The 19,878-nt window shown below is 42.4% G+C and carries 21 protein-coding genes; 4 read left to right on the forward strand and 17 right to left on the reverse strand.

The features are described 5' to 3' along the window. Window positions 1-3: 3 nt before the first annotated feature. Together C6W21_RS06805 and rnz are read right to left on the reverse strand one after the other, a co-directional pair. Window positions 4-1,311, reverse strand: coding sequence for an aspartate aminotransferase type Ic (locus tag C6W21_RS06805; RefSeq protein ID WP_066030694.1), 1,308 nt, complete (start codon window positions 1,309-1,311; stop codon window positions 4-6). A gap of 139 nt (window positions 1,312-1,450) precedes the next feature. Further along, complete coding sequence (gene rnz / locus C6W21_RS06810) at window positions 1,451-2,380, reverse strand: ribonuclease Z (RefSeq protein WP_034661203.1); 930 nt, start codon at window positions 2,378-2,380, stop codon at window positions 1,451-1,453. 221 nt (window positions 2,381-2,601) lie between these two features. Here rnz and zwf point away from each other — a divergent pair, with 221 nt between their 5' ends. Continuing rightward, window positions 2,602-4,077, forward strand: coding sequence for a glucose-6-phosphate dehydrogenase (gene zwf, locus C6W21_RS06815; RefSeq protein WP_034661204.1), 1,476 nt, complete (start codon window positions 2,602-2,604; stop codon window positions 4,075-4,077). A gap of 47 nt (window positions 4,078-4,124) precedes the next feature. On the opposite strand, the gene C6W21_RS06820 is transcribed toward zwf, so the two are convergent. The 9 genes from C6W21_RS06820 to C6W21_RS06860 form a co-directional block, all read right to left on the reverse strand. Further along, entirely contained in the window at window positions 4,125-4,847 is a 723-nt protein-coding gene (locus tag C6W21_RS06820) for a GntR family transcriptional regulator (RefSeq protein WP_034661205.1), read from the reverse strand. Between the two features lie 153 nt (window positions 4,848-5,000). Continuing rightward, a complete protein-coding gene (locus C6W21_RS06825) occupies window positions 5,001-6,407 on the reverse strand; it encodes a glycoside hydrolase family 1 protein (protein ID WP_106056066.1) in 1,407 nt (468 codons plus the stop codon). Beyond that, on the reverse strand, window positions 6,391-7,737 hold the full coding sequence (gene celB / locus C6W21_RS06830) for a PTS cellobiose transporter subunit IIC (protein WP_034661207.1): 1,347 nt from the start codon (window positions 7,735-7,737) through the stop codon (window positions 6,391-6,393). The genes C6W21_RS06825 and celB overlap by 17 nt, the downstream gene beginning before the upstream one ends. Before the next feature lie 25 nt (window positions 7,738-7,762). Further along, complete coding sequence (locus C6W21_RS06835) at window positions 7,763-8,095, reverse strand: PTS sugar transporter subunit IIA (protein ID WP_034661208.1); 333 nt, start codon at window positions 8,093-8,095, stop codon at window positions 7,763-7,765. A gap of 3 nt (window positions 8,096-8,098) precedes the next feature. After that, window positions 8,099-8,410: a PTS sugar transporter subunit IIB gene (locus tag C6W21_RS06840; RefSeq protein ID WP_003215713.1), complete on the reverse strand. Its 312-nt coding sequence runs from the start codon at window positions 8,408-8,410 to the stop codon at window positions 8,099-8,101. A 144-nt stretch (window positions 8,411-8,554) separates the two neighbouring features. Then, window positions 8,555-9,340 carry a glucose 1-dehydrogenase gene (locus C6W21_RS06845; RefSeq protein ID WP_106056068.1) on the reverse strand — a complete coding sequence of 262 codons (786 nt, stop codon included), beginning with the start codon at window positions 9,338-9,340 and terminating at the stop codon, window positions 8,555-8,557. A gap of 12 nt (window positions 9,341-9,352) precedes the next feature. Next, complete coding sequence (locus C6W21_RS06850) at window positions 9,353-10,201, reverse strand: GRP family sugar transporter (protein WP_034661991.1); 849 nt, start codon at window positions 10,199-10,201, stop codon at window positions 9,353-9,355. 122 nt (window positions 10,202-10,323) lie between these two features. Then, the gene (gene gndA / locus C6W21_RS06855) at window positions 10,324-11,733 is read right to left on the reverse strand and encodes an NADP-dependent phosphogluconate dehydrogenase (RefSeq protein ID WP_106049754.1); all 1,410 of its coding nucleotides are present in this window, start codon (window positions 11,731-11,733) and stop codon (window positions 10,324-10,326) included. Window positions 11,734-11,831: 98 nt separating this feature from the next. Next, entirely contained in the window at window positions 11,832-13,088 is a 1,257-nt protein-coding gene (locus C6W21_RS06860) for a DNA polymerase IV (RefSeq protein ID WP_106049755.1), read from the reverse strand. Window positions 13,089-13,185: 97 nt separating this feature from the next. Here C6W21_RS06860 and C6W21_RS06865 point away from each other — a divergent pair, with 97 nt between their 5' ends. Together C6W21_RS06865 and C6W21_RS06870 are read left to right on the forward strand one after the other, a co-directional pair. Then, complete coding sequence (locus tag C6W21_RS06865; RefSeq protein WP_106049756.1) at window positions 13,186-13,467, forward strand: hypothetical protein; 282 nt, start codon at window positions 13,186-13,188, stop codon at window positions 13,465-13,467. Between the two features lie 28 nt (window positions 13,468-13,495). Further along, complete coding sequence (locus tag C6W21_RS06870) at window positions 13,496-14,314, forward strand: membrane protein insertase YidC (protein ID WP_106049757.1); 819 nt, start codon at window positions 13,496-13,498, stop codon at window positions 14,312-14,314. Window positions 14,315-14,553: 239 nt separating this feature from the next. On the opposite strand, the gene C6W21_RS06875 is transcribed toward C6W21_RS06870, so the two are convergent. From C6W21_RS06875 to mce, 4 genes are read right to left on the reverse strand one after another with little or no spacing between them, the layout of a single operon-like run. Then, on the reverse strand, window positions 14,554-15,018 hold the full coding sequence (locus C6W21_RS06875; protein ID WP_034661215.1) for a chemotaxis protein CheW: 465 nt from the start codon (window positions 15,016-15,018) through the stop codon (window positions 14,554-14,556). A 14-nt stretch (window positions 15,019-15,032) separates the two neighbouring features. Continuing rightward, window positions 15,033-16,154 carry a M20/M25/M40 family metallo-hydrolase gene (locus C6W21_RS06880; RefSeq protein ID WP_106049758.1) on the reverse strand — a complete coding sequence of 374 codons (1,122 nt, stop codon included), beginning with the start codon at window positions 16,152-16,154 and terminating at the stop codon, window positions 15,033-15,035. 16 nt (window positions 16,155-16,170) lie between these two features. Then, window positions 16,171-17,640, reverse strand: coding sequence for an acyl-CoA carboxylase subunit beta (locus C6W21_RS06885; RefSeq protein ID WP_189318151.1), 1,470 nt, complete (start codon window positions 17,638-17,640; stop codon window positions 16,171-16,173). Further along, on the reverse strand, window positions 17,627-18,049 hold the full coding sequence (mce, locus tag C6W21_RS06890; protein ID WP_106049759.1) for a methylmalonyl-CoA epimerase: 423 nt from the start codon (window positions 18,047-18,049) through the stop codon (window positions 17,627-17,629). The genes C6W21_RS06885 and mce overlap by 14 nt, the downstream gene beginning before the upstream one ends. A gap of 102 nt (window positions 18,050-18,151) precedes the next feature. Between mce and prli42 the strand changes: the two genes are divergently transcribed. Next, on the forward strand, window positions 18,152-18,244 hold the full coding sequence (gene prli42 / locus C6W21_RS18920) for a stressosome-associated protein Prli42 (RefSeq protein ID WP_149865350.1): 93 nt from the start codon (window positions 18,152-18,154) through the stop codon (window positions 18,242-18,244). A 38-nt stretch (window positions 18,245-18,282) separates the two neighbouring features. On the opposite strand, the gene C6W21_RS06895 is transcribed toward prli42, so the two are convergent. Both C6W21_RS06895 and C6W21_RS06900 read right to left on the reverse strand, forming a co-directional pair. Next, entirely contained in the window at window positions 18,283-18,792 is a 510-nt protein-coding gene (locus C6W21_RS06895; RefSeq protein ID WP_106049760.1) for a L,D-transpeptidase, read from the reverse strand. Between the two features lie 53 nt (window positions 18,793-18,845). Beyond that, a complete protein-coding gene (locus C6W21_RS06900) occupies window positions 18,846-19,799 on the reverse strand; it encodes an aromatic acid exporter family protein (RefSeq protein WP_106049761.1) in 954 nt (317 codons plus the stop codon). Window positions 19,800-19,878 lie beyond the last annotated feature (79 nt).

Below are 19,878 nucleotides of genomic sequence, written 5' to 3' on the forward strand. Positions count from 1 at the left end.
TCTTTATGCCGTTGGAGCAGACTGACTTTTTTTAGAAAGCAGCTTTTCAATGCTGACAAGCTGAACACATAATGTAAAGATGTCAATCGCTTGCTCTAGCTCTTCAAGTGTTGGGAACGTTGGCGCAATGCGAATGTTACGATCAAGCGGGTCTTTTCCATAAGGATATGTCGCGCCTGCACCTGTCATTGTAACACCTGCTTCTTTTGCCTTTTGCACAACAGCTTTTGCACAATGATCGAGCGTATTTAAACTAATGAAATATCCGCCATTTGGCTTGTGCCATTCAGCAATGTCTTTCCCGCCAAGTGTTTCATCAAGAATGGAAAGAACGAGGTCAAACTTTGGCTTAATGATCGCTGCATGTTTTTTCATATGTTCCTTCAAGCCTTCTGGATTCTTGAAGAAACGAAGATGTCTTAATTGATTGATTTTGTCTGGTCCGATCGTTTGAACCGATAATTGCTTTTGAGTGAAGCTTACATTGTCCGGGCTAGACGCCATCAGTGCAATACCTGATCCTGGGAATGTAATTTTAGAAGTAGACGCAAACATAAACACACGATTTGGGTGCCCTGCTTCCTCTACTGCTTGAAAAATATCTTTTAACGTATCAGGCGTATCAGTTAGATGATGGACTGCGTATGCATCATCCCAAAAAATGCGGAAGTCGTCTGCTTTTGTTTTCATAGAAGCGAGGCGGTCAACAACCTCATCTGAATACGTAATGCCATCTGGGTTGCTATATTTTGGTACACACCAAATGCCTTTAATCGCTTCATCTTCTGCGACCAATTTTTCTACCTGATCCATATCAGGTCCATCAGCCTTCATATCGACTGTGATCATCTCTATGTTAAATAGCTCACAAATGGCAAAGTGACGGTCATATCCTGGGCTTGGTGCAAGGAATTTTACTTTTGGCAGCTTTCCCCAAGGTGTTTTGCTGTCATATACGCCGTGAGTCATGGCACGGGCAATGGTATCGTGCATCATATTAAGGCTGGAATTACCGCCGATGATGATTTGTTCTGGCTTCAGATTGAGTACATCTGCAAAAAATGTCTTCGTTTCAGGAAGCCCTGTCAAGCCGCCATAGTTTCGCACATCTGTGCCATCTTCAGCAGTCATCGCATCCTTTGATGTCACAACATCGAGCATGCCCATAGACAAATCGAGCTGTTTTGGTGAAGGTTTTCCTCTAGACATGTCTAAGTGTAAGTTTTTACTTTTATAAGTTTCGTACTCATTTTGTAGTGCTGCATATAGGTCATTTAATTCTGCTTCACTTAACGCTGTAAAACCGCTCATCTTTGATTGTGCCTCCCGTATTCTTCATAGTTTCATTCGTCATTTGTTTTTTCTTCACCATTTTACCACTACCTGAAAAAGAGAGTCATTATAAATATCAAAAAAATCACACAACTTTTTTTGACGATTCATCCAATTTTTACAGCGTGCGGTCAATGGAAAAAGAAAAGAAATCATGTGCAGCTTCTGTCAGCGGGAATATATCGCGGGCTTCTTTCAATAGTTGTTTCAGTGCCTCTTCTCCTTGGTAACGTGCACTAATATGGGTCAAAATTAATCTTTTTGCGCCTGCTTCCTGCGCCGTTTTCGCTGCTTGTTCTGTCGTGCTGTGATAATAATTGTAGGCTAGATCAGCATCTTCTTTACCGAATGTTGCTTCATGGACTAACACATCCGCATCTTTGGCAAGCCTTGTTATATTCTCGCATAAACGGGTATCTCCTGAAAATGCAACGATTCTCCCTTTTTTAGGGGGTTCCAAATAATCGGTTCCATCAATGATTCTTCCATCTTCGAGTGTCACGGTTTCCCCATTTTTTAACTTTTGATACAAAGGTCCAGGTTTTACACCGATTTCTTTTAGGTCTTCGGCTTTTAATGCACCTGGTACATCTTTTTCCACTACCCGATAGCCGTAAGCTGGAATACCGTGAGATACTCGTCTTGCTTCTACTTGAAAGGTATCATCTTCAAATATGATCCCTTCATCTATCTCTATGATATGCAGCGGATACGTCAAATGCGTTTGTGTAGCTGAAAGTGCTGCGTTCACAAACGCTTTGATGCCCTTAGGCCCATAGATCGTTAGTTCATCCTCTCCGCCTTGAAAGGATCTGCTGCCAAGCAGTCCTGGGAGACCGTATACATGATCACCATGCATATGAGTGATAAATATTTTCTCGATCTTTCTCGGTTTAATCGTTGTATGTAATATTTGATGCTGCGTCGCTTCTCCGCAATCAAAAAGCCACACTGCTTTTCTTTCTTCTAAAAGCTTTAGCGCTGTGCAAGTGACGTTTCTAGTTTTTGCAGGAATGCCTGCACCTGTTCCTAAAAAGAGCAGTTCCATTACTTTTCCTCCTAAAGCCGGTATACAATATCTTCATTCATATAGAATACATGAAGACAAGGTAAATGTGAATTCAGCGGAATTTTCGAAAAAAGTCAAACGAGAGCAGAAAAAGTCGAATCAAATGTTTGCTTTACGAACAATGAACCTTTAAAATAAAGAAAATGTACATACAATCTTGGTTTTTACAACAATGCTACGAATAAAGTGAGGTACTTTTCGTGAATACAGAAACTAACAATCCAAAAGCAGTCATTGTCATTTTTGGCGCAACAGGAGATCTTGCCAAACGCAAGCTCTACCCTTCTATACATAGACTTTTTCATAGCGGAAAGCTTGGTGATCAATTCGCCGTCGTCGGTGTTGGACGCCGTCCGTGGTCTCATGAGGATCTCAGAGCTGTGGTGAAAGAATCTGTTTCTTCTGATGATGCAGAAGCGAAAATAGAGGAATTCAGTTCGCATTTTTATTATCACGACTTTGACGTATCAAGCCCTGCTTCCTATCAATCGCTTAACACACTTTTAGCAGGCCTTGAAGATACGTACAGTATCCCAAATAACCGGATGTTCTATTTAGCGATGGCACCGGAATTCTTCGGAACGATTGCAAAGTTCCTAAAAAGTGAAGGCGTATCAAAAACAACCGGCTGGTCAAGACTTGTCATTGAAAAACCATTTGGCCATGACCTGCCAAGTGCCAAAACATTAAATGAAGAAATTCGAGATGCATTCTCTGAAGATCAAATTTATCGTATTGACCACTATCTCGGTAAACAAATGGTTCAAAACATTGAGGTCATCCGTTTTGCGAATGCCATCTTTGAACCCCTTTGGACAAACCGATATATCTCAAACATTCAAATTACATCTAGTGAATCATTAGGGGTTGAAGACCGGGCTCGCTATTACGAAAGTTCAGGTGCACTAAGAGATATGGTCCAAAACCATATGCTTCAAATGGTGGCACTTTTAGCAATGGAGCCGCCAATTAAGCTGAATACAGAGGAGATCCGCAGCGAAAAACGGAAAGCATTACGCGCTCTTCGTCCTTTCTCTAAAGATGAGGTCGATCAATTCTTTGTCCGCGGACAGTATGATGCTGGTACGGTTGATGGCAGCATGGTTCCTTCCTATCTTGAAGAGCAAAATGTAGACCCGAACTCAAACACAGAAACATTCGTTGCAGGGAAGCTGCTCATTGATAACTTTAGATGGGCCGGGGTGCCATTTTACATTCGTACAGGAAAACGATTAGAAAAGAAATCTACTCAAATCGTTGTTCAATTTAAAGACATTCCAATGAACCTGTACTATGGAAACGGAAATTCCATGCATCCAAACTTACTCGTCATTCACATTCAGCCAGATGAAGGCATTACCCTTCACCTGAACGCTCGCAAGCTTGATGGCGGTACGTATGCGAAACCGATTAAGCTCGACTACCAAACAAACTATAACGACATCATGAATACACCAGAAGCATATGAAAAGCTGATTCATGACTGCTTGCTAGGCGATGCAACGAACTTTGCTCACTGGGATGAAGTGGCGCTTTCTTGGAACTTTGTTGATCCGATTTCTGAAAAATGGGCAGAAAACAAAACATTAAAACCAAATTATCCTGCTGGTTCAATGGGACCAAAAGAAGCCGATCAGCTTCTAGAAAAAGACGGATATCATTGGTGGAATATATAAAATGAAATAAAAAAAGAGCAGTCTCCCTCGGGGGTTCTGCTCTTTTTTTAACGTCCTGTTTTCGTAATTTCAACCGTTGAAAAGTCGAACTTATCATAGCGGTGATGACTAAAGGAGTACTCAAACGGCCGGCCTGTGTTTAAATAAGCAACCTGCTCGACTTCGAGCACAGGATCCGTTGGGTCACAGCCTAAATATTGCTGGTCCAGCTCATCTGATTTAGCCGCTCTAATTTTCTTGTGCGCTCCTGCCACTTTTAAATGGAGTTCATTTGATATGTAGCCATAGATCGATCCCAATAAAACCTCTTCATCTATGCCCTTAATGACATTGACCGGCATAAACGTTTTTTCTAATACATATGGCTCCTCATCCACGAGGCGGAGCCGGATGATGTCATAAACGGGTGTGGTTAAGTCAATGGATAGGTGGGCTGCCACTTCTTCGCTTGGAAAATGGACATCAAAACGAATGATTTGGCTCGTGACGTTTTTGTCCGCCATGACTTTCGTGAATCCTTTATTTTCATGACCAGATACATTAATAGCCCCTTGGTTTAGCGCTGCCTTCACAATAAATGTGCCGTGGCCTCTTTTTCTAAAGAGCAGACCTTCTGCTACGAGAAGATCGAGCGCACGCTTCATCGTCATTCGGCTGCATTGAAATTCAGCGGCAAGCGAGTTTTCATCTGGAATGGGTTGATCTTCTGGATAATATGCTGTTCCTATTCGTTTTCTGATTTCTTCTGAAATGAGTTCGTACTTTTTCATCTCACACCACCAACTGACTTGTTTTTTCATAGCTTCCTCTCATTCTACACTAAGCCTAGTGAGCTTAAAAGGTACCAGCCATTTTTGTTTCATCCACTTACCGTCACATAAGAAAAATACTTGCCCTTTTCAAGGAAAGAGCAAGTATCTTGATTAAAAACCGTTATTCTCTGATACCGATTGAAACCAGTATCCGCTTTTCTTGATGGTTCGTTTCCCGTCTTCTTGAAGATCAACTGAGACAAATCCATAACGATTCTTATAGGCATTCGACCATGACCAGTTATCCATAAACGTCCACAGATGATAGCCTTTTACATTACTTCCTTCTTGAATGGCTTGATGCACCCATTTGAGATGCTCAGAAATAAAGTCAATGCGGTAATCGTCATGAATCATTCCTTCTTCATCCTTAAACCGCTCTTCTCCTTCGACACCCATTCCATTTTCAGAAATAAAGCATTCAATATTATCATAGTCTGTTTGAACTTTTTTCAATATATCATAAATACCTTTTTCATAGATTTCCCAGCCTCGATACACATTCATTTTTCTTCCCGGCATGTCAAACGCATCAAAATAATGATTTGGCATAAATGGTGCTTTCGGATGCGGCATATGCTCTTTCGCTTTCACTCTTCTTGGCTGATAATAGTTGATCCCAAGGAGGTCGACGGTATTCTCTTGAATGAGCTCAAGGTCTCCTTCTTCAATACTTGGCATAAAGCCTTCTTTCTTTAAGACCTCTACTAGTTTTTCTGGGAAATGTCCCTTCACCGCAGGATCTAGGAAGGAACGGTTAAAGAAAGCATCAGCCATCTCAGCTGCTTCTACATCGCACGGATTCTGGCTTCTCGGATAAGATGGGGTTAGATTTAGGATGATGCCAATCTTCCCGCCTTGCTGCAGCTTTTTATAAGCCGCAATCGCCTTAGCATTTGATAAAAGTTCATGAAAACCGACCTGTACAGCCTTTTGGAAATCGACTTCGTTTGGATAATGAAAGCTATACATATACCCGCCCTCTACAGGAACTATCGGTTCATTATGGGTAAACCATTTTTTCACCCGGTCGCCAAATAATTGAAAGCACAATTCCGCATAGCTGACATAATCATCTACTACCTGTCTGTTCACCCATCCGCCTTTTTCCTGCAGCGCCATTGGCATATCGAAATGGTACAGGTTCACAAACGGCTCAATATCATGTGCAATCAGTTCATTGATCACATCATTGTAAAAAGATACTGCTTCTTCATTGACCACACCTTTCCCTTCAGGTAAAAGACGTGACCATGAAATGGACAGCCGAAATGAATTGTGCCCAATTTCTTTCATCAGACGGATATCCTCTTTATATTTTCGATAAAATTGGGATGTCACGTTTGGGCCTACACCATCAAAAAAACGAGTCGGCTCTTGTTCAAACCAATGATCCCAAATATTCGGTCCCTTACCATCTCCAGGGACACTGCCTTCTGTTTGCGTGGCAGAGGCAGAAGATCCCCACCAGAAACCTTCTGGAAATGTATATGATTGCTTGTTATTTTCCATCGACATGTATTGAGTCTCCTTCGCCTTTGATGTTTGTTGTCTTCGTTTTTTCCGTTGGGGTTATTTTTTCATTCTTCACATTCATACGGTCAATAAACTTCAGGAACGGGAACCAAATGACAAACACAATCATCAGATTAAACAGCTGAAGCAGACCGCCCGCTAGTGAATTTGTTGCCATTATTCCGCTAATAAAGATCGGCACCGTCCATGGAATATTCACGCCTGTCGGCGGCGGTACAATGCCTGTTGCCATCGCAAAATAAGAAATACATGTAATGACCATTGGCGCCAAAATCCATGGAATGAGAATAAGTGGATTCATGACAATCGGTAAACCGAAAATAATCGGTTCATTGACGTTAAATAATCCTGGTCCTAAGCCGAGCTTTGCTACTTGTTTTAATTGCTTACTTTTCAGGAAAATTAAAATCGTAAACACAACAGCCAGCGTCATACCGGTTCCGCCCATGCCAACCGTATAGATTTCGATAAACTGCTTGCTGATGATATTCGGAACCTCACCAGTTTTTGTGTAGCTCTCTAGGTTTTGAATGGACAATGTATTCCAAATCGGGTCCATGACAGAGTTGATAATAATTTGGCCGTGGAGCCCAAAGAACCAAAGAATTTGTATAAAGAAAACAGCGATCAAGGTCGGGATGATACCGCTTCCAAGTCCAACAAGCGGCGCCTGAATGGCATGATAAATCAGGTCATGCATGTTTGTTTTGAAGCCTTGTGTAATGATGATATTGATCAGTAAAAAGGTTGTGAGTGTCAAAGTAGCCGGGATCAGTGCAGCAAAAGACTTTGAAACAGCTGGCGGAACCCCTTGCGGCATATTGATGACAAATTTCTTTTGGACAAAATAACGATAAATTTCAGCAGACAAAAAGCCTGTGATCATTCCTAGGAACATCCCCTTTGCTCCTAAACGATCGACTGGGATCACACCTGCAATAGATGCACCGCCTTCTTGTTCTAGTAAAAATGGCGTCAGAAGCAAGAAAGAGGCTAAAGCAATCACGCCGCCAAATACAGCTTCCACATCATAGCTTTTCGATAAATAGTAGCCAATCCCAAATACAACAAACACGCTCATAATGCTGATGGTCGCACTTGGCGCGATATTCAGTGCAGACTGGACTCCTTCCAGTGCGGTTTGACTCATGATTTTATCTAAAAATGGCAAATTCATTAGCACAACCATAATGGAACCAAAAATGGTGAGCGGGAACGCAAGCATAAAAGCATCCCGTAATACGCCTAAATAGCGGTTGTTGTTCAATCTCCCAGCAATCGGAACCAAAATGGCACTTATTTTATCAAACATTGGTTTCCCCCCTTGTTTACACCCTTTATTGTTTAAGCGATTGGAAAATCGGCAGGAGCTCTCCCACAAGCTCCTTGATCGTAATGGTGGACATTAAGTGATCTTCGGCGTGCATGAGCAATAAGGAGAAAGGCGTTTTCTCCCCGCCTGCCTCTTGCTGCACGAGTTGAAAATGGATACCATGTGCATGACGTAAATCTTCTTCCGCTTCTTTCATGAGACTAAATGCCTCACCTTCTTGACCTTCTCGAAATTGTTTAAGAGATTGAAGCAATTTGCTGCGTGCATTTCCACTGTGTAAGATCAATTGAAAACTGACTTGTTCCTCCGTGAGCCCTTCGAGTGTTTTCTTTTCCATTCTTTACGATTCCTCCATCAATGTAACGGCTTGTTCATACGCTTTTTGTCCATCGGCAAGCCCGTACGCCTGCATATCTATGACCTCTACTGCAATCCCGTATTTTGTTGCTTCTTTTTGAAGATCCCCTTTTAAAAAGCTCATTTGCGGTCCAATTAACACAACATCCGCATTCGCCATTTCTTTTCTCGCTTGATCTTGCCCAACTGCCCAAATTTCTGCCTCGTCCCCTATTGAGTCGGCATGAGCCTTCATCTTTGTAACTAGTAAACTCGTAGACATTCCTGAACTGCATGCTAATAAAATACGTTTCATTTCTCTCACCCCATTGTTGTAATAAAAGCGCTTCCATTTAATATTATATATTTTTATTTTTAAATGTCTAGACATTTCATTTTATTTGTCTGTATTTTATATAAAAAAAAGAGCGTCATGTGTGTACGCTCTTTGACTTTCTCCCTATCCTTTTCCTGCCTGGAAGCCAGGATACTTTGTCATGCCGCCGTCCACATAGAGCGTCAAGCCTGTGACATAGCTTGCCTCTTTTGACGCCAGCCAGACAGCACATGCTGCCACTTCTTCCGGCTTTCCAATATAGCCGATGGGGATCAGTTCAATCACGCCTTTTTTCAATGCTGGATCATCGAATTTCTCAGCATTGATCGGGGTATCGATGGCGCCTGGTGCAATGCTGTTTACACGGATTTTATTAGGGGCGTATTCTAGTGCCAGCGTTTCTGTCAGCAGCTTGGCGCCCCCTTTACTTGCTGCATAATGAACGAAATGAGGCCAAGGGATTTGCTGGTGAACCGACGACATATTGATGATCGATCCTTCTATCCCGTGATCTGTCATATACTTCAGTGCATCACGGCAGCCGAGAAACATACCTGTTAAATTGGTCGACATGACTTTGTTCCAATTATCCAGCGTCATTTCTGTGGAAGGCACTTCGTTTTCAATACCTGCGTTATTGATCATGACATCAAGGCTGCCGTACGAATGAATGGCTTTATCAATCATTGCCCGCATATCCTCTTCCTTTGATACATCTCCCTTGATTTTCACAGCCTGGCCGCCATTTTTTTGAATATCCGCAATGGTATCATCCGGATTTTCTTGATCTGAGAAATAATTGATCACCACATTGGCTTTTTCTTGTCCAAACCGGCGTGCCATCGCTTGCCCTATTCCTGTACCAGCTCCTGTAATCAGGACTGTTTTTCCTTCTAAATCTGGATACATTCGTTTACCCTCCTATTTTGTAAAGCCTAGCAGCACGCCGCCTGCAATGATCATCAAGCAGCCTGCAATGACAAAGCTTGTTCTGGATGCTTTCTCTTTTAATAAGTAAATGCCGCCTAATGTTGAGATGACAATCCCTGTCTGTGACATCGAAAAGCTTACGGCTACGCCAATGAGCGGAATGGCCAAAAGAAGCCCAAGATTTCCTGTCGACCAAACCAAACCGGCAATGATATTTTTAAACGTATATTTACTAAACGGGTTCTGCTTTAGACTAATCGCCAAGGATGAAAGCAGCATACCGACCGATTGCGGAACGAGGGCAGACCAGCCATCAATATGAAACCATCTTAAAATGACGACATATCCGACATAACCAACCGTTGAGATGAGCAGAATAATGATCCCTTTTTTGAAATTGCCTCCACCGTTCCCGCCGCCATTCTTCTTTTGACCGAGCGAAGTCATCACAACACCTGCAATAATCAGTAAAATGGCGCAAGAACCAATGAGTATGACCGTCATCGTTTGCCATTCTTTAAAAACCATGACACCAAATAAAGTAGTGCTCACAAGCTGCATGCCTGTTGACAAAGGAACCGCCTTCGAGACTCCGAGAAACGCAACACTTGAAAGCTGATTCATTTGTCCAATGCTCCAAAAGATGCCTGAAATCACAGAAACCGCAAAAATAAGCGGTGTCAGCTCTGGCATTTTGATGAAAAAGGCAGCAATTGAAAATAAAAATGCGCCAAGCGTAATGCCGAGCGTTTGCTGGTATGCATTCCCGCCAAGTTTGACACTGATCAGAACAATACTTCCCCAAAATATCGCTGGGAGAAGTGCATATAAGATGCCCACTTCGATCCCTACTTTCTTTTCTTTTTTACATAGCATCCCTCTTTTCCGCATTTTTAGCCGAAAATATGCAAACACAAAAAACCTTACCAATCCAATGGTAAGGTTCTTCTGACGTTCTATTTTTATTTCATCCATTCCGTATGGAAGACGCCATCTTTATCTATGCGCTCATACGTATGTGCACCGAAATAGTCACGCTGTGCTTGAATTAAGTTCGCTGGCAGGACAGCTGTGCGATAGCTATCAAAGTAAGCAAGTGCACTTGAGAATGAAGGAACAGGAACTCCTTGCTCCACTGCAAGTGAAATGACTTTACGAAGGGATGATTGATAGCTTTGAGCAATATCCTTAAAGTAAGGATCAAGCAATAGGTTTTTCAGTTCAGGGTTACGGTCATATGCTTCTTTAATTTGTTGTAAGAAGGCTGCACGAATGATACATCCACCGCGGAAGATCATCGCAATTTCACCGTATTTCAGATCCCAGTTATACTCATCAGATGCTGCTTTCATTTGCGCAAAACCTTGTGCATACGAGCAGATTTTACTCATGAATAGGGCTTTTCTAACCGCTTCGATCAGCTCTTGTTTATTCTCTGCTGATTGCGCTGGCTCAGGACCTTCGATTAATTGGCTTGCTTCTACACGCTCATCTTTCATTGCTGAAATGTAGCGCGCAAAAACAGACTCAGTAATGATTGGAAGCGGGACACCTAGATCAAGAGAACTTTGGCTCGTCCATTTTCCAGTTCCTTTTTGACCAGCTTTATCTAAGATGACATCAACAAGCGGCTGGTTTGTTTCTTCATCCACTTTTGTGAAAATATCAGCTGTAATTTCGATTAAATAGCTGTCAAGCTCGCCTTTATTCCATTCAGAGAATACTTCATGAAGCTCCTCTGCTGACAAGCCAGCCACATGCTTCAAGATAAAGTATGATTCAGAGATCAATTGCATGTCTCCGTACTCGATGCCGTTATGGACCATTTTGACATAATGTCCTGCTCCATCTGGGCCGATATACGTTGTACATGGCTCGCCATCTACTTTCGCAGAGATCGCTTCTAAAATTGGTTTCACTAGCTCATGCGCTTCTTTTTGACCGCCTGGCATGATCGATGGACCTTTTAGTGCACCTTCTTCACCGCCAGAGACACCTGTACCAATGAAGTGAATACCACTTTCCGCAAGCTGTTGATTACGTCTTTGCGTATCCTTGTAATATGTATTTCCACCATCAATTAAGATGTCACCTTTCTCTAGGTGAGGAAGCAATGATTGAATGGTTGCATCCGTTGCTGCACCAGCTTTTACCATTAAAAGAATTTTACGCGGTGTTTCAAGCGACTGAACAAATTCTTCAATGCTGTATGTGCCTACAACGTTTTTTCCTTTTGATTCTTCGAGAAACTCTTCCGTTTTGCTGCTAGATCTGTTATAAACGGACACGGAGAAACCGCGGCTTTCAATATTAAGGGCAAGGTTTTTCCCCATAACGGCTAGTCCAACCACACCGATTTGTTGTTTTGACATAATTCTGACGTCCCTTCTAACACACTATATTGATTACTGCTGAAATGATGTACCCTTTGAAATTACCACAACACCACCTCTTTTATCAAGTTTTCAGGCTAGTCATTTCCTCTTTCGTCCTGAAAAAAGTCTTTATTAAAACTTGTTCCGCTTGTTTTGCTCTCTTTTTCCTTGATGGTCATTCCTTTTTGAACGAGTGATTTTCCATATTTTTCTTTCAGCCCTTCTAAAACGGTTTGGAGAGGCTCTTCTTTTGCATCTTCTGTATAGGAAAATAAATCAAGCTGTTTAACAGCTGCTTTTCGTTCTACAAGGTCTGTCCCCGTCACACCTAAGAGCCTCACCGGCTGGTCATTCCAATGTTTAAGGAATAACTGCTTTGCTGCCTCAAATAAGTCTTCCTTTCGATCCGTTGGATTCGTCAGCATGACACTTCGCGTGATATTTTTCCAGCTTGCGTACCGAATCATGATGAGAAGTCGATTTGCCATCACTTCTTTTCTCCTTAATCTTGCACTCACAGATTGTGACAGCTTATCAATTAAAGTGACAAGTTCATCTGGATCGTCAGAATCATGAGGAAGGGTTGACGAATTACCGACGGATTTAAATTCGTATATCCTTTCTGGGTCCACGATGCCGTCATGTTCACCATTCGCCTTTTGCTTTAATCTCGGTCCATTGATGCCCAGTAAATCCTTTAGTGTATACTCATTTGCTTTCGCTAAGTCTTCAATGGTATGAATGCCAATCGTTTTCAATTTATCTGCCGTTTTCTGTCCAACTCCGTGCATGTCACCGGCCGGCAGTGGCCAGAGCATTTTTGGAACGTCTCGTTTACGTAAAATGGTGATGCCCATAGGTTTTTTCCAATTAGACGCCATTTTCGCTAAAAATTTATTCGGTGCAATGCCAATACTCGAAGGAAGCATGAGCTCCTCTACAAGCCTCGTTTGAATATCATGAGCCGTTTTCACCGCATGCTCAGCATATGGCGTATGCGTTAAATCAATATAGCCCTCGTCAATGGATACGGGTTCGACTAAATCGCTGTATTCTCTTAGTATCGTAAACATCTCTTGTGAGGAGCTGCGGTACCGGTCAAAGTTAGGTGTACGGACAATCAGTCCAGGACAAAGCCGCTTCGCTTCCCATAACGGCATCGGGGGCTTTACACCTAGTGCTCTTGCCTCGTAGCTGCACGTCACAACAATCCCTTTACGCTCTTTCGCATTTCCGCTAATGGCTAAAGGTTTCCCTCTCAAAGAAGGATCATACGCCATCTCGACCGATGCATAAAAACTATTCATATCAATATGAAAAATAATTCGACCCTTCCTTTGAGAATCAGCCATTTGCCTGCCTCCTAAATCTATCGACTTCATGTTTGTTCCAATAGACATTTCATATGGTGTATAGTACACTGTGAGTAATGAAATGGATGTGATAATCATGATTATTGATACATTCAATGAAGTCTTTTTCCTTGTTGAATTCTTTACGATTATTCTTCCAGCGCTGACGGCCATCGGCATTGCGTTTTTATTAAAAGACTGCCGTATGAACGAACACCTCGGTGGACATCGTTTGGAAGAGTTGAACGCATCTTTATTGAACCGAACAGACTTTCTGTTTATCATATATGATCGCATTACAACTTGGATTAGTAAAGTCATTCGAATGAAAAGATCATCAAATGATGATGAAGACCATTCGCTTCCTCTCTCTAATTAAATTTTTTTATGAATGAGGAGGAAACGAATTGAAACGTTTATTGACTATTTGTACGACTTTATGTTTAATGATGATCGCCTCACCTGCGTTTGCAGCAAGTGGGCAAACGAATACGAGCTCTGATGGGTTTTTCCATCATTATTTTGTCCAGCCTTTTTCTGAGCTGATCATTTGGCTTGCGAACTTCTTCCATGATGATTATGGTTTATCGATTATGTTCGTGACTTTAATTGTCCGCCTGCTGATTTTCCCTCTTTTTGCGAATCAATTTAAGAAGCAGAGAGTCATGCAGGAAAAAATGGCACTGGTGAAACCTCAGATTGACCAAATCCAAAGTAAATTGAAGAAAACGAAAGAACCTGAAAAACAAAAAGAACTGCAAATGGAAATGATGAAAGTATACAAAGAGAACAATGTGAACCCGCTGGCAATGGGCTGTCTGCCTATGCTGATTCAAATTCCAATTGTTCTTGGCTTTTACTCAGCGATCCGCTCAACACCTGAGATCGCAACACATTCGTTCCTATGGTTTAACTTAGGACAAACCGATCTATTGGTCGCGATCTTTGCAGGCGCTATGTATTTCTTGCAATTTTATGTCACGCAAAGATTTGCGAAGCAATCAGGCACCCAGACAGAGGCTGCGCTGAAGCAAGCCAAAGTGATGGGCATGATTTTCCCAATCATGATGCTTTTTATTTCAATCAATGCACCCGCTGCCCTTCCTTTATACTGGATGACAAGCGGATTCTTACTCACAATCCAAACGATTATTTTAAATGTCATGTACCAAAAATCAAAATCGAAAGCTGAGGCAAACGACCAAGCTAGCCCAGCTGCTGAATAAAAATAATCCCCTTATCATCAGATAAGGGGATGCAGCATGTAGACAAACCCTCGCATTCGGTGTCAGTCCTGCGCGCCGGTACTCACGAATGTCAAATTCGCTCCGTTCCGGTGCTCGTCCTTCCTAGACTGCAAAGGTTTTCTATCACGCTGAAAAGAAGACAAAGGGCTAAAACCTAGATCATTTTAGCTCTTTGTCAACAATCTTAATCCCCTTATCATCAGATAAGGGGATGTTCTTTATGCCAATTCTTCTTTTAACCGTTCTGGCAGTTGATCGAGGTCATCAATTCTCCCAAGGAACTTATTAGGGTCCACTTGTAAAATCATCTTGTTCTCTCTCTCCACAACGCCGAAGAAATATTCAGAGGCTTTCGTGTTCATATGAAATGGCTTGATCTCGCTTAGTTCGATATCGATAATATCTTTTGCATCTGAGACAAGACAGCCAATCATTTGATCGTTTAATTCAAATAGCAACACCTTGGACTGTTCGTTCACATCTAGAGGCTTTCCATGAAGCATCACGCCCGTGTCACTGACAGGAATGACCTCTCCTCTTAAAGACATCAGTCCTTTTATTTCTTTTGGAAGGTTCGATACTTCTTGTAAATAAGGGACCTTCTCAATCGAACGAATATGCTCTACACTGATGCCAAAATCCTCTTGCCCCACTTGGAAAATAATGATCTTTTGCGTGCTCACATAGTCTCCTGCCTTTACGATGGATTTGTCGTTTCTTCGATAATGGCGAGAACCATTTCAGCTGTTTTGACTAATTCTTCAATCGGCATTTTCTCATTTTTCGTATGAATATCTTCATATCCAACAGCTAAGTTGACAGTTGGGACGCCGTTTCCTGCAATGACGTTTGCATCACTGCCTCCGCCGCTCGTCTGTAGTTCTGAAGGACGGCCAATTTTCGCAGCCGCTTTTTTCGCCACTTCTACGACTTGATCGCCGTGAGAGAATTTGAAGCCTGGATACATGATGTCAATTTGTACATCGGCACTTCCGCCCATTTCTTTAGCGGTTTTTTCAAAGGCTTCTTTCATCTTCGCTACTTGTGCTTCCATTTTTGCAGGTTCTAAAGAGCGTGCTTCAGCAAGAATATCGACTTGATCGCACACAATATTCGTTTGTGTTCCGCCTTCAAAACGACCGATATTTGCCGTTGTTTCTTCATCAATTCGGCCAAGCGGCATGCTGGCAATCGCTTTTGATGCAATGGTAATCGCAGACACGCCTTTTTCAGGTGCCACACCTGCGTGAGCTGTTTTTCCGTAAATCGTTGCGCGTACTTTCGCCTGTGTTGGCGCAGCTACGATAATTGTCCCGACCTTGCCATCTGAATCAAGGGCATAGCCGTAGGCTGCTGTCATCAATTTCGGATCTAACGCTTTTGCTCCAACAAGTCCTGATTCCTCACCTGCTGTGATGACAAATTCAATCGTTCCATGCGGTAAATTCTTCTCTTTCAGCACGCGGATGGCTTCAAACATAGCCGCAAGCCCTGTTTTATCGTCAGCACCAAGAATGGTTGTTCCATCTGTCTTCACATAGCCGTCTTCAATGACTGGTTTTACGCCATTGCCCGGAACAACTGTGTCCATATGAGAAGTGAAATAGATGGTATCTGCCTCTTGACTTCCTTCCAGTGTGCAGATGAGGTTGCCTGCACCGTGGCCTGTCGCCAATTTTGAGTCGTCTTCTACCACTTTTAGACCAAGCTGCGAGAATTTTTCTTTTAAGACTTCCACGATTTTCTCTTCGTGTTTTGTTTCCGAATCAATCTGAACTAGTTCTAAAAATTCGTCTAGTAAACGTTTTTCATTGATCATGTTGATGCTCCTCCTCTTATAGCGGCATGTTGCCATGCTTTTTTAACGGTCTATCTTCTTCCTTACTGCGAAGCAAATCAAATGAGCGAATCAATCGCTCTCTCGTTTCAGCCGGCATGAAAATATCGTCTATTAGCCCTGCCTGAGCCGCTTTTAACACACTTGGCTCCGTCTCAACCTCGCGCGAAGCAGGATGAACGATTTCGTCTGCGAACGTTTTCCCCATGACATCAATTTCTGCCGCTGGCCATGCATAAACAAAGTCAGCGCCTAAGCCCTTGCTATTCATGGCGACATATGCACCGCCAAACGCCTTTCTTAAAATCACCGTGATTTTTGGAACGGTCGCTTCAGCGTACGCATATAAAAGCTTTGCGCCGTGACGGATAATTCCCGCATGCTCAGCTTTCTCCCCTGGTAAAAAACCAGGGACGTCGACAAGCGTTAAGATCGGAATATGAAACGCATCGCAAAATCGAATAAACCTGGCTGCTTTATCGGCAGCGTCAAGATCAAGGCTTCCTGCCAGCACTTTTGGCTGATTGGCAACAACACCAATTGGAGCCTCTTGTAATCTGGCAAACCCTGTGACGATATTTTTTGAGAAACAAGGCTGCGTCTCAAAAAATGAGCCTGGATCGATGATCGCTGTCACCACTTGTTTGACATCATAGGTGCGTGATGGATCCTTTGGCAAGATGCTCTCTGGATCAACGGCGTCATGCTTTTGAACTCCAGTATACATGACAGGCTGTTGTTTCGTTGGTATGTACGTTAAAAGTGTTCGAACCGCTTTTAACACGTCCTTCTCATCTTTCCCAGTATAGTGCACATTCCCGCTTGTCTGATGCTGAACACTTGCACCGCCAAGACGGTCAGGACAGACCGTTTCTCCTGTTGCCTTTTCTATTACTTTCGGACCTGTTAAAAACATATGAGCTGTTTGTTCTGTCATGAAGACAAAATCAGTCAAAGCAGGAGAATAGACTGCACCTCCAGCACATGAGCCTAAAATAACCGATATTTGCGGAATTTGACCAGAGTACAGCACATTCCGTTTAAAAATCTGTCCGTATCCTTCTAATGATACCACACCCTCTTGAATTCTCGCACCACCTGAGTCTTTTAGACCGATGACCGGCATCTGATTTTTAGCGGCGAGATCCATTAAAGAGGCAATTTTTTTGGCATGTATTTCGCCTAAAGAGCCCCCATGCACTGTTGCATCTTGTGCATAAACACATACTGGTTTTCCATGAATGAGTCCTGTTCCAATGACGACGCCGTCACCGATATGCTCTGACATACGGCCTGTTGCAAATCCTTGAATTTCCATGAAACTGCCCCCGTCAAGAAGTTCATGCAGACGCTCTCGAACTGTCAGCTTTCCTTTGTTCCTGTGAGCCGCTGCTCGTTTTTCACCGCCGCCCATTAATGCTTTTTCCCGCCATTTAGACAAGTCATTGAACGATTCATTCATTGCCATGTTCCTCTCCTTTCAAGGGCTCGCACAATTCGAATAACACACCAGACGTTTCTTTCGGAGAAATAAATGCAATCTGCTTGCCGCTGGCGCCCTTCTGTGCTGATTTTTGGAGAAGCTGCACGCCAAGGTGATCAAGACGGTTAAGGTCAGCCTGTATGTCACCTGATTTTAACGCAATATGATGGAGTCCTTGTCCTCTTTTTGTTAAAAAGGTATGTAGTTTGCTGCTGGATGACATCGGTTCAATTAATTCAATGTGCACATCATCAAGTGAAGCGAAGGACGCTTTAATCTCCTGCTCAGGAATCTCTTGTATGTCTGAAAAATGCCAGTTAAACAGCTGATAAAGAAGTTGAGATGTTTCTTTAATAGAAAAGACCGCAATGGCAATATGATCGATTTGATTCATCCGTTCACTTCCTTTGTTGATCACTTGTCGCATTTGAAAAAACCAGCTAGAATAAAGAAAGGTGCGTTCGTCGCAAAAAATCTTTGGTTATAGGGGTGCGATATGTCTCAGAAATTTATGAAATTCATGGTATTGCTCATGATTAGCCTGCTGTTAATTTCTTCACTTTTAGCAGGAGCCGCAACCTTTTTATAAGGTTTCAATAAAAGCAGACAAGCAGGTGATTCGTTCAATTAACGAATGGCCTGTTTGTCTTTGGCAAGCTTTTCAAATGAATCGCTTGATGTTGTAATCCATACTTTTGTCCCAATCGGAAGCTGGTCAAATAGAAGCTCTACATCTTGATTATGAAGCCGCACACAGCCTGCCGTGATAAATTTCCCTATCGATGTTTCGTCACTCGTTCCATGAATCCCGTACGTTCTGCCATCTGTTCCTCGTGCATCAAATCCAATCCACCTTCGGCCAAGAGGGTTATTCTTCGCACCGCCTTCAATATTCTTTTTTCTGTAATAAGGATCTTTCGCTTTGATTATAATGGTAAATTCCCCTTCTGGCGTTAAATCCGCTGTTTTCCCTGTAGAAGCAGGATATATTTTTTGGATTTGTCCTTGATCAATATAGGCAAGTTCATTTGTTTGTTTATTAATAATGACAAACGGGTCACCAGGAAGCGGGTTTTGTCCGAGCGGCCAGATAGGCGAAAGGGACATGGACAATACGGTATAAAATAAAAGACGCATAGGCTCCTCCTTTTTTCATTAGATTGACCAATGAAGGAGGAACTCATGCGTCTCTATTCTTTCATCCCTTTAAAATAACTTTTCAGTACCAAATATTGTTCCATTTCCCCGAGGAAATGAAAAAGTGCAGCTCTTGCCTCAAACTCTTCTCGTGTTTGCGGCAGCGGAAGCTTATCGAACTCTTCTTTCATATCAATGAGACGTCTTAAAAATTTATGCGCCGTGTTCCCTGGGTGAATATGTTCGCGTAAGTCTCTAATGTATTCTGCAATGATTTGTCCATGCTCTGTTGTGATGGAAATGGACGTGATTTTCGGAAGCACACGCTCCATGATTTCGAATTGCTTTTGCCTCATATTGAAATAATGATAATACAGGTTTTCATGTCTTAGGACATGGTTTTCAACATCACGATATGCGAGAGCTTTCGCTTCTTTGATCAATTGATGTGTCTCTGGTATTTCTTTTCCTGTCCAGTCTTGTTTCCCTGTCATTAAGTATTGCTCGATTTCCTCAAAGATTTTTGCAAAGTTGGCTTCAATCTGTTCGCTGTAGCGTTTGAGCTTTTTATCGACACTTGGCATATACAGGTTCATGATAAGTGCCACGCCAACACCAATCGTAATCAGCAGCAGCTCATTCCAAATGAGGTGAAGGGTAATCCCGCCGGACATGTATAAATGGAGAATGATGACTGAACTTGTGACAATCCCTTCTTTAATGCGAAGCAAAACGGTTGTCGGAATAAAGACTAGCAGCATCAGACCAATCACAAAAGGATGATACCCAATCAGATCGAAAAATAGATAAGAAAATAAAATGGCAAGACTGCATGCTGCAAAGCGGGCTCCTGATGCGAGGAGCGACCGTTTCTTCGTCACCTGAATACACAGGATCGTAATAATCCCGGCAGCTGAATAATTTTGAAGGCCAAGCAGTTGCGCAATATAAATAGCGATCGCTGTTCCTAATGCTGTTTTCAGCGTTCGGTAGCCGATTTTAAACATGATGTGATTCACTCTTTTCTGTCTTGTTTCCATTCACTTTTGTGAAATGATGAACTTTTTTTACTTTCCCCATTATAAT

It is taken from the genome of Bacillus sp. NMCN1 (genome assembly GCF_002998085.1).
Classification (GTDB): Bacteria; Bacillota; Bacilli; order Bacillales; family Bacillaceae; genus Bacillus.

Bases quoted from the DNA above. Each gene is read 5' to 3' on its own strand.
- C6W21_RS06840 (WP_003215713.1), bottom strand. From the start codon at position 8,410: ATGAAACGTATTTTATTAGCATGCAGTTCAGGAATGTCTACGAGTTTA.
- C6W21_RS06805 (WP_066030694.1), bottom strand. From the start codon at position 1,311: ATGAGCGGTTTTACAGCGTTAAGTGAAGCAGAATTAAATGACCTATAT.
- C6W21_RS06865 (WP_106049756.1), top strand. From the start codon at position 13,186: ATGATTATTGATACATTCAATGAAGTCTTTTTCCTTGTTGAATTCTTT.
- gndA (WP_106049754.1), bottom strand. From the start codon at position 11,733: ATGTCAAAACAACAAATCGGTGTGGTTGGACTAGCCGTTATGGGGAAA.
- prli42 (WP_149865350.1), top strand. From the start codon at position 18,152: ATGTCTCAGAAATTTATGAAATTCATGGTATTGCTCATGATTAGCCTG.
- celB (WP_034661207.1), bottom strand. From the start codon at position 7,737: ATGTTTGATAAAATAAGTGCCATTTTGGTTCCGATTGCTGGGAGATTG.
- C6W21_RS06845 (WP_106056068.1), bottom strand. From the start codon at position 9,340: ATGTATCCAGATTTAGAAGGAAAAACAGTCCTGATTACAGGAGCTGGT.
- C6W21_RS06820 (WP_034661205.1), bottom strand. From the start codon at position 4,847: ATGAAAAAGTACGAACTCATTTCAGAAGAAATCAGAAAACGAATAGGA.
- C6W21_RS06900 (WP_106049761.1), bottom strand. From the start codon at position 19,799: ATGTTTAAAATCGGCTACCGAACGCTGAAAACAGCATTAGGAACAGCG.
- mce (WP_106049759.1), bottom strand. From the start codon at position 18,049: ATGAATCAAATCGATCATATTGCCATTGCGGTCTTTTCTATTAAAGAA.
- C6W21_RS06835 (WP_034661208.1), bottom strand. From the start codon at position 8,095: ATGGAAAAGAAAACACTCGAAGGGCTCACGGAGGAACAAGTCAGTTTT.
- C6W21_RS06885 (WP_189318151.1), bottom strand. From the start codon at position 17,640: ATGGCAATGAATGAATCGTTCAATGACTTGTCTAAATGGCGGGAAAAA.
- C6W21_RS06880 (WP_106049758.1), bottom strand. From the start codon at position 16,154: ATGATCAATGAAAAACGTTTACTAGACGAATTTTTAGAACTAGTTCAG.
- C6W21_RS06860 (WP_106049755.1), bottom strand. From the start codon at position 13,088: ATGGCTGATTCTCAAAGGAAGGGTCGAATTATTTTTCATATTGATATG.
- C6W21_RS06895 (WP_106049760.1), bottom strand. From the start codon at position 18,792: ATGCGTCTTTTATTTTATACCGTATTGTCCATGTCCCTTTCGCCTATC.
- rnz (WP_034661203.1), bottom strand. From the start codon at position 2,380: ATGGAACTGCTCTTTTTAGGAACAGGTGCAGGCATTCCTGCAAAAACT.
- C6W21_RS06825 (WP_106056066.1), bottom strand. From the start codon at position 6,407: ATGTCGATGGAAAATAACAAGCAATCATATACATTTCCAGAAGGTTTC.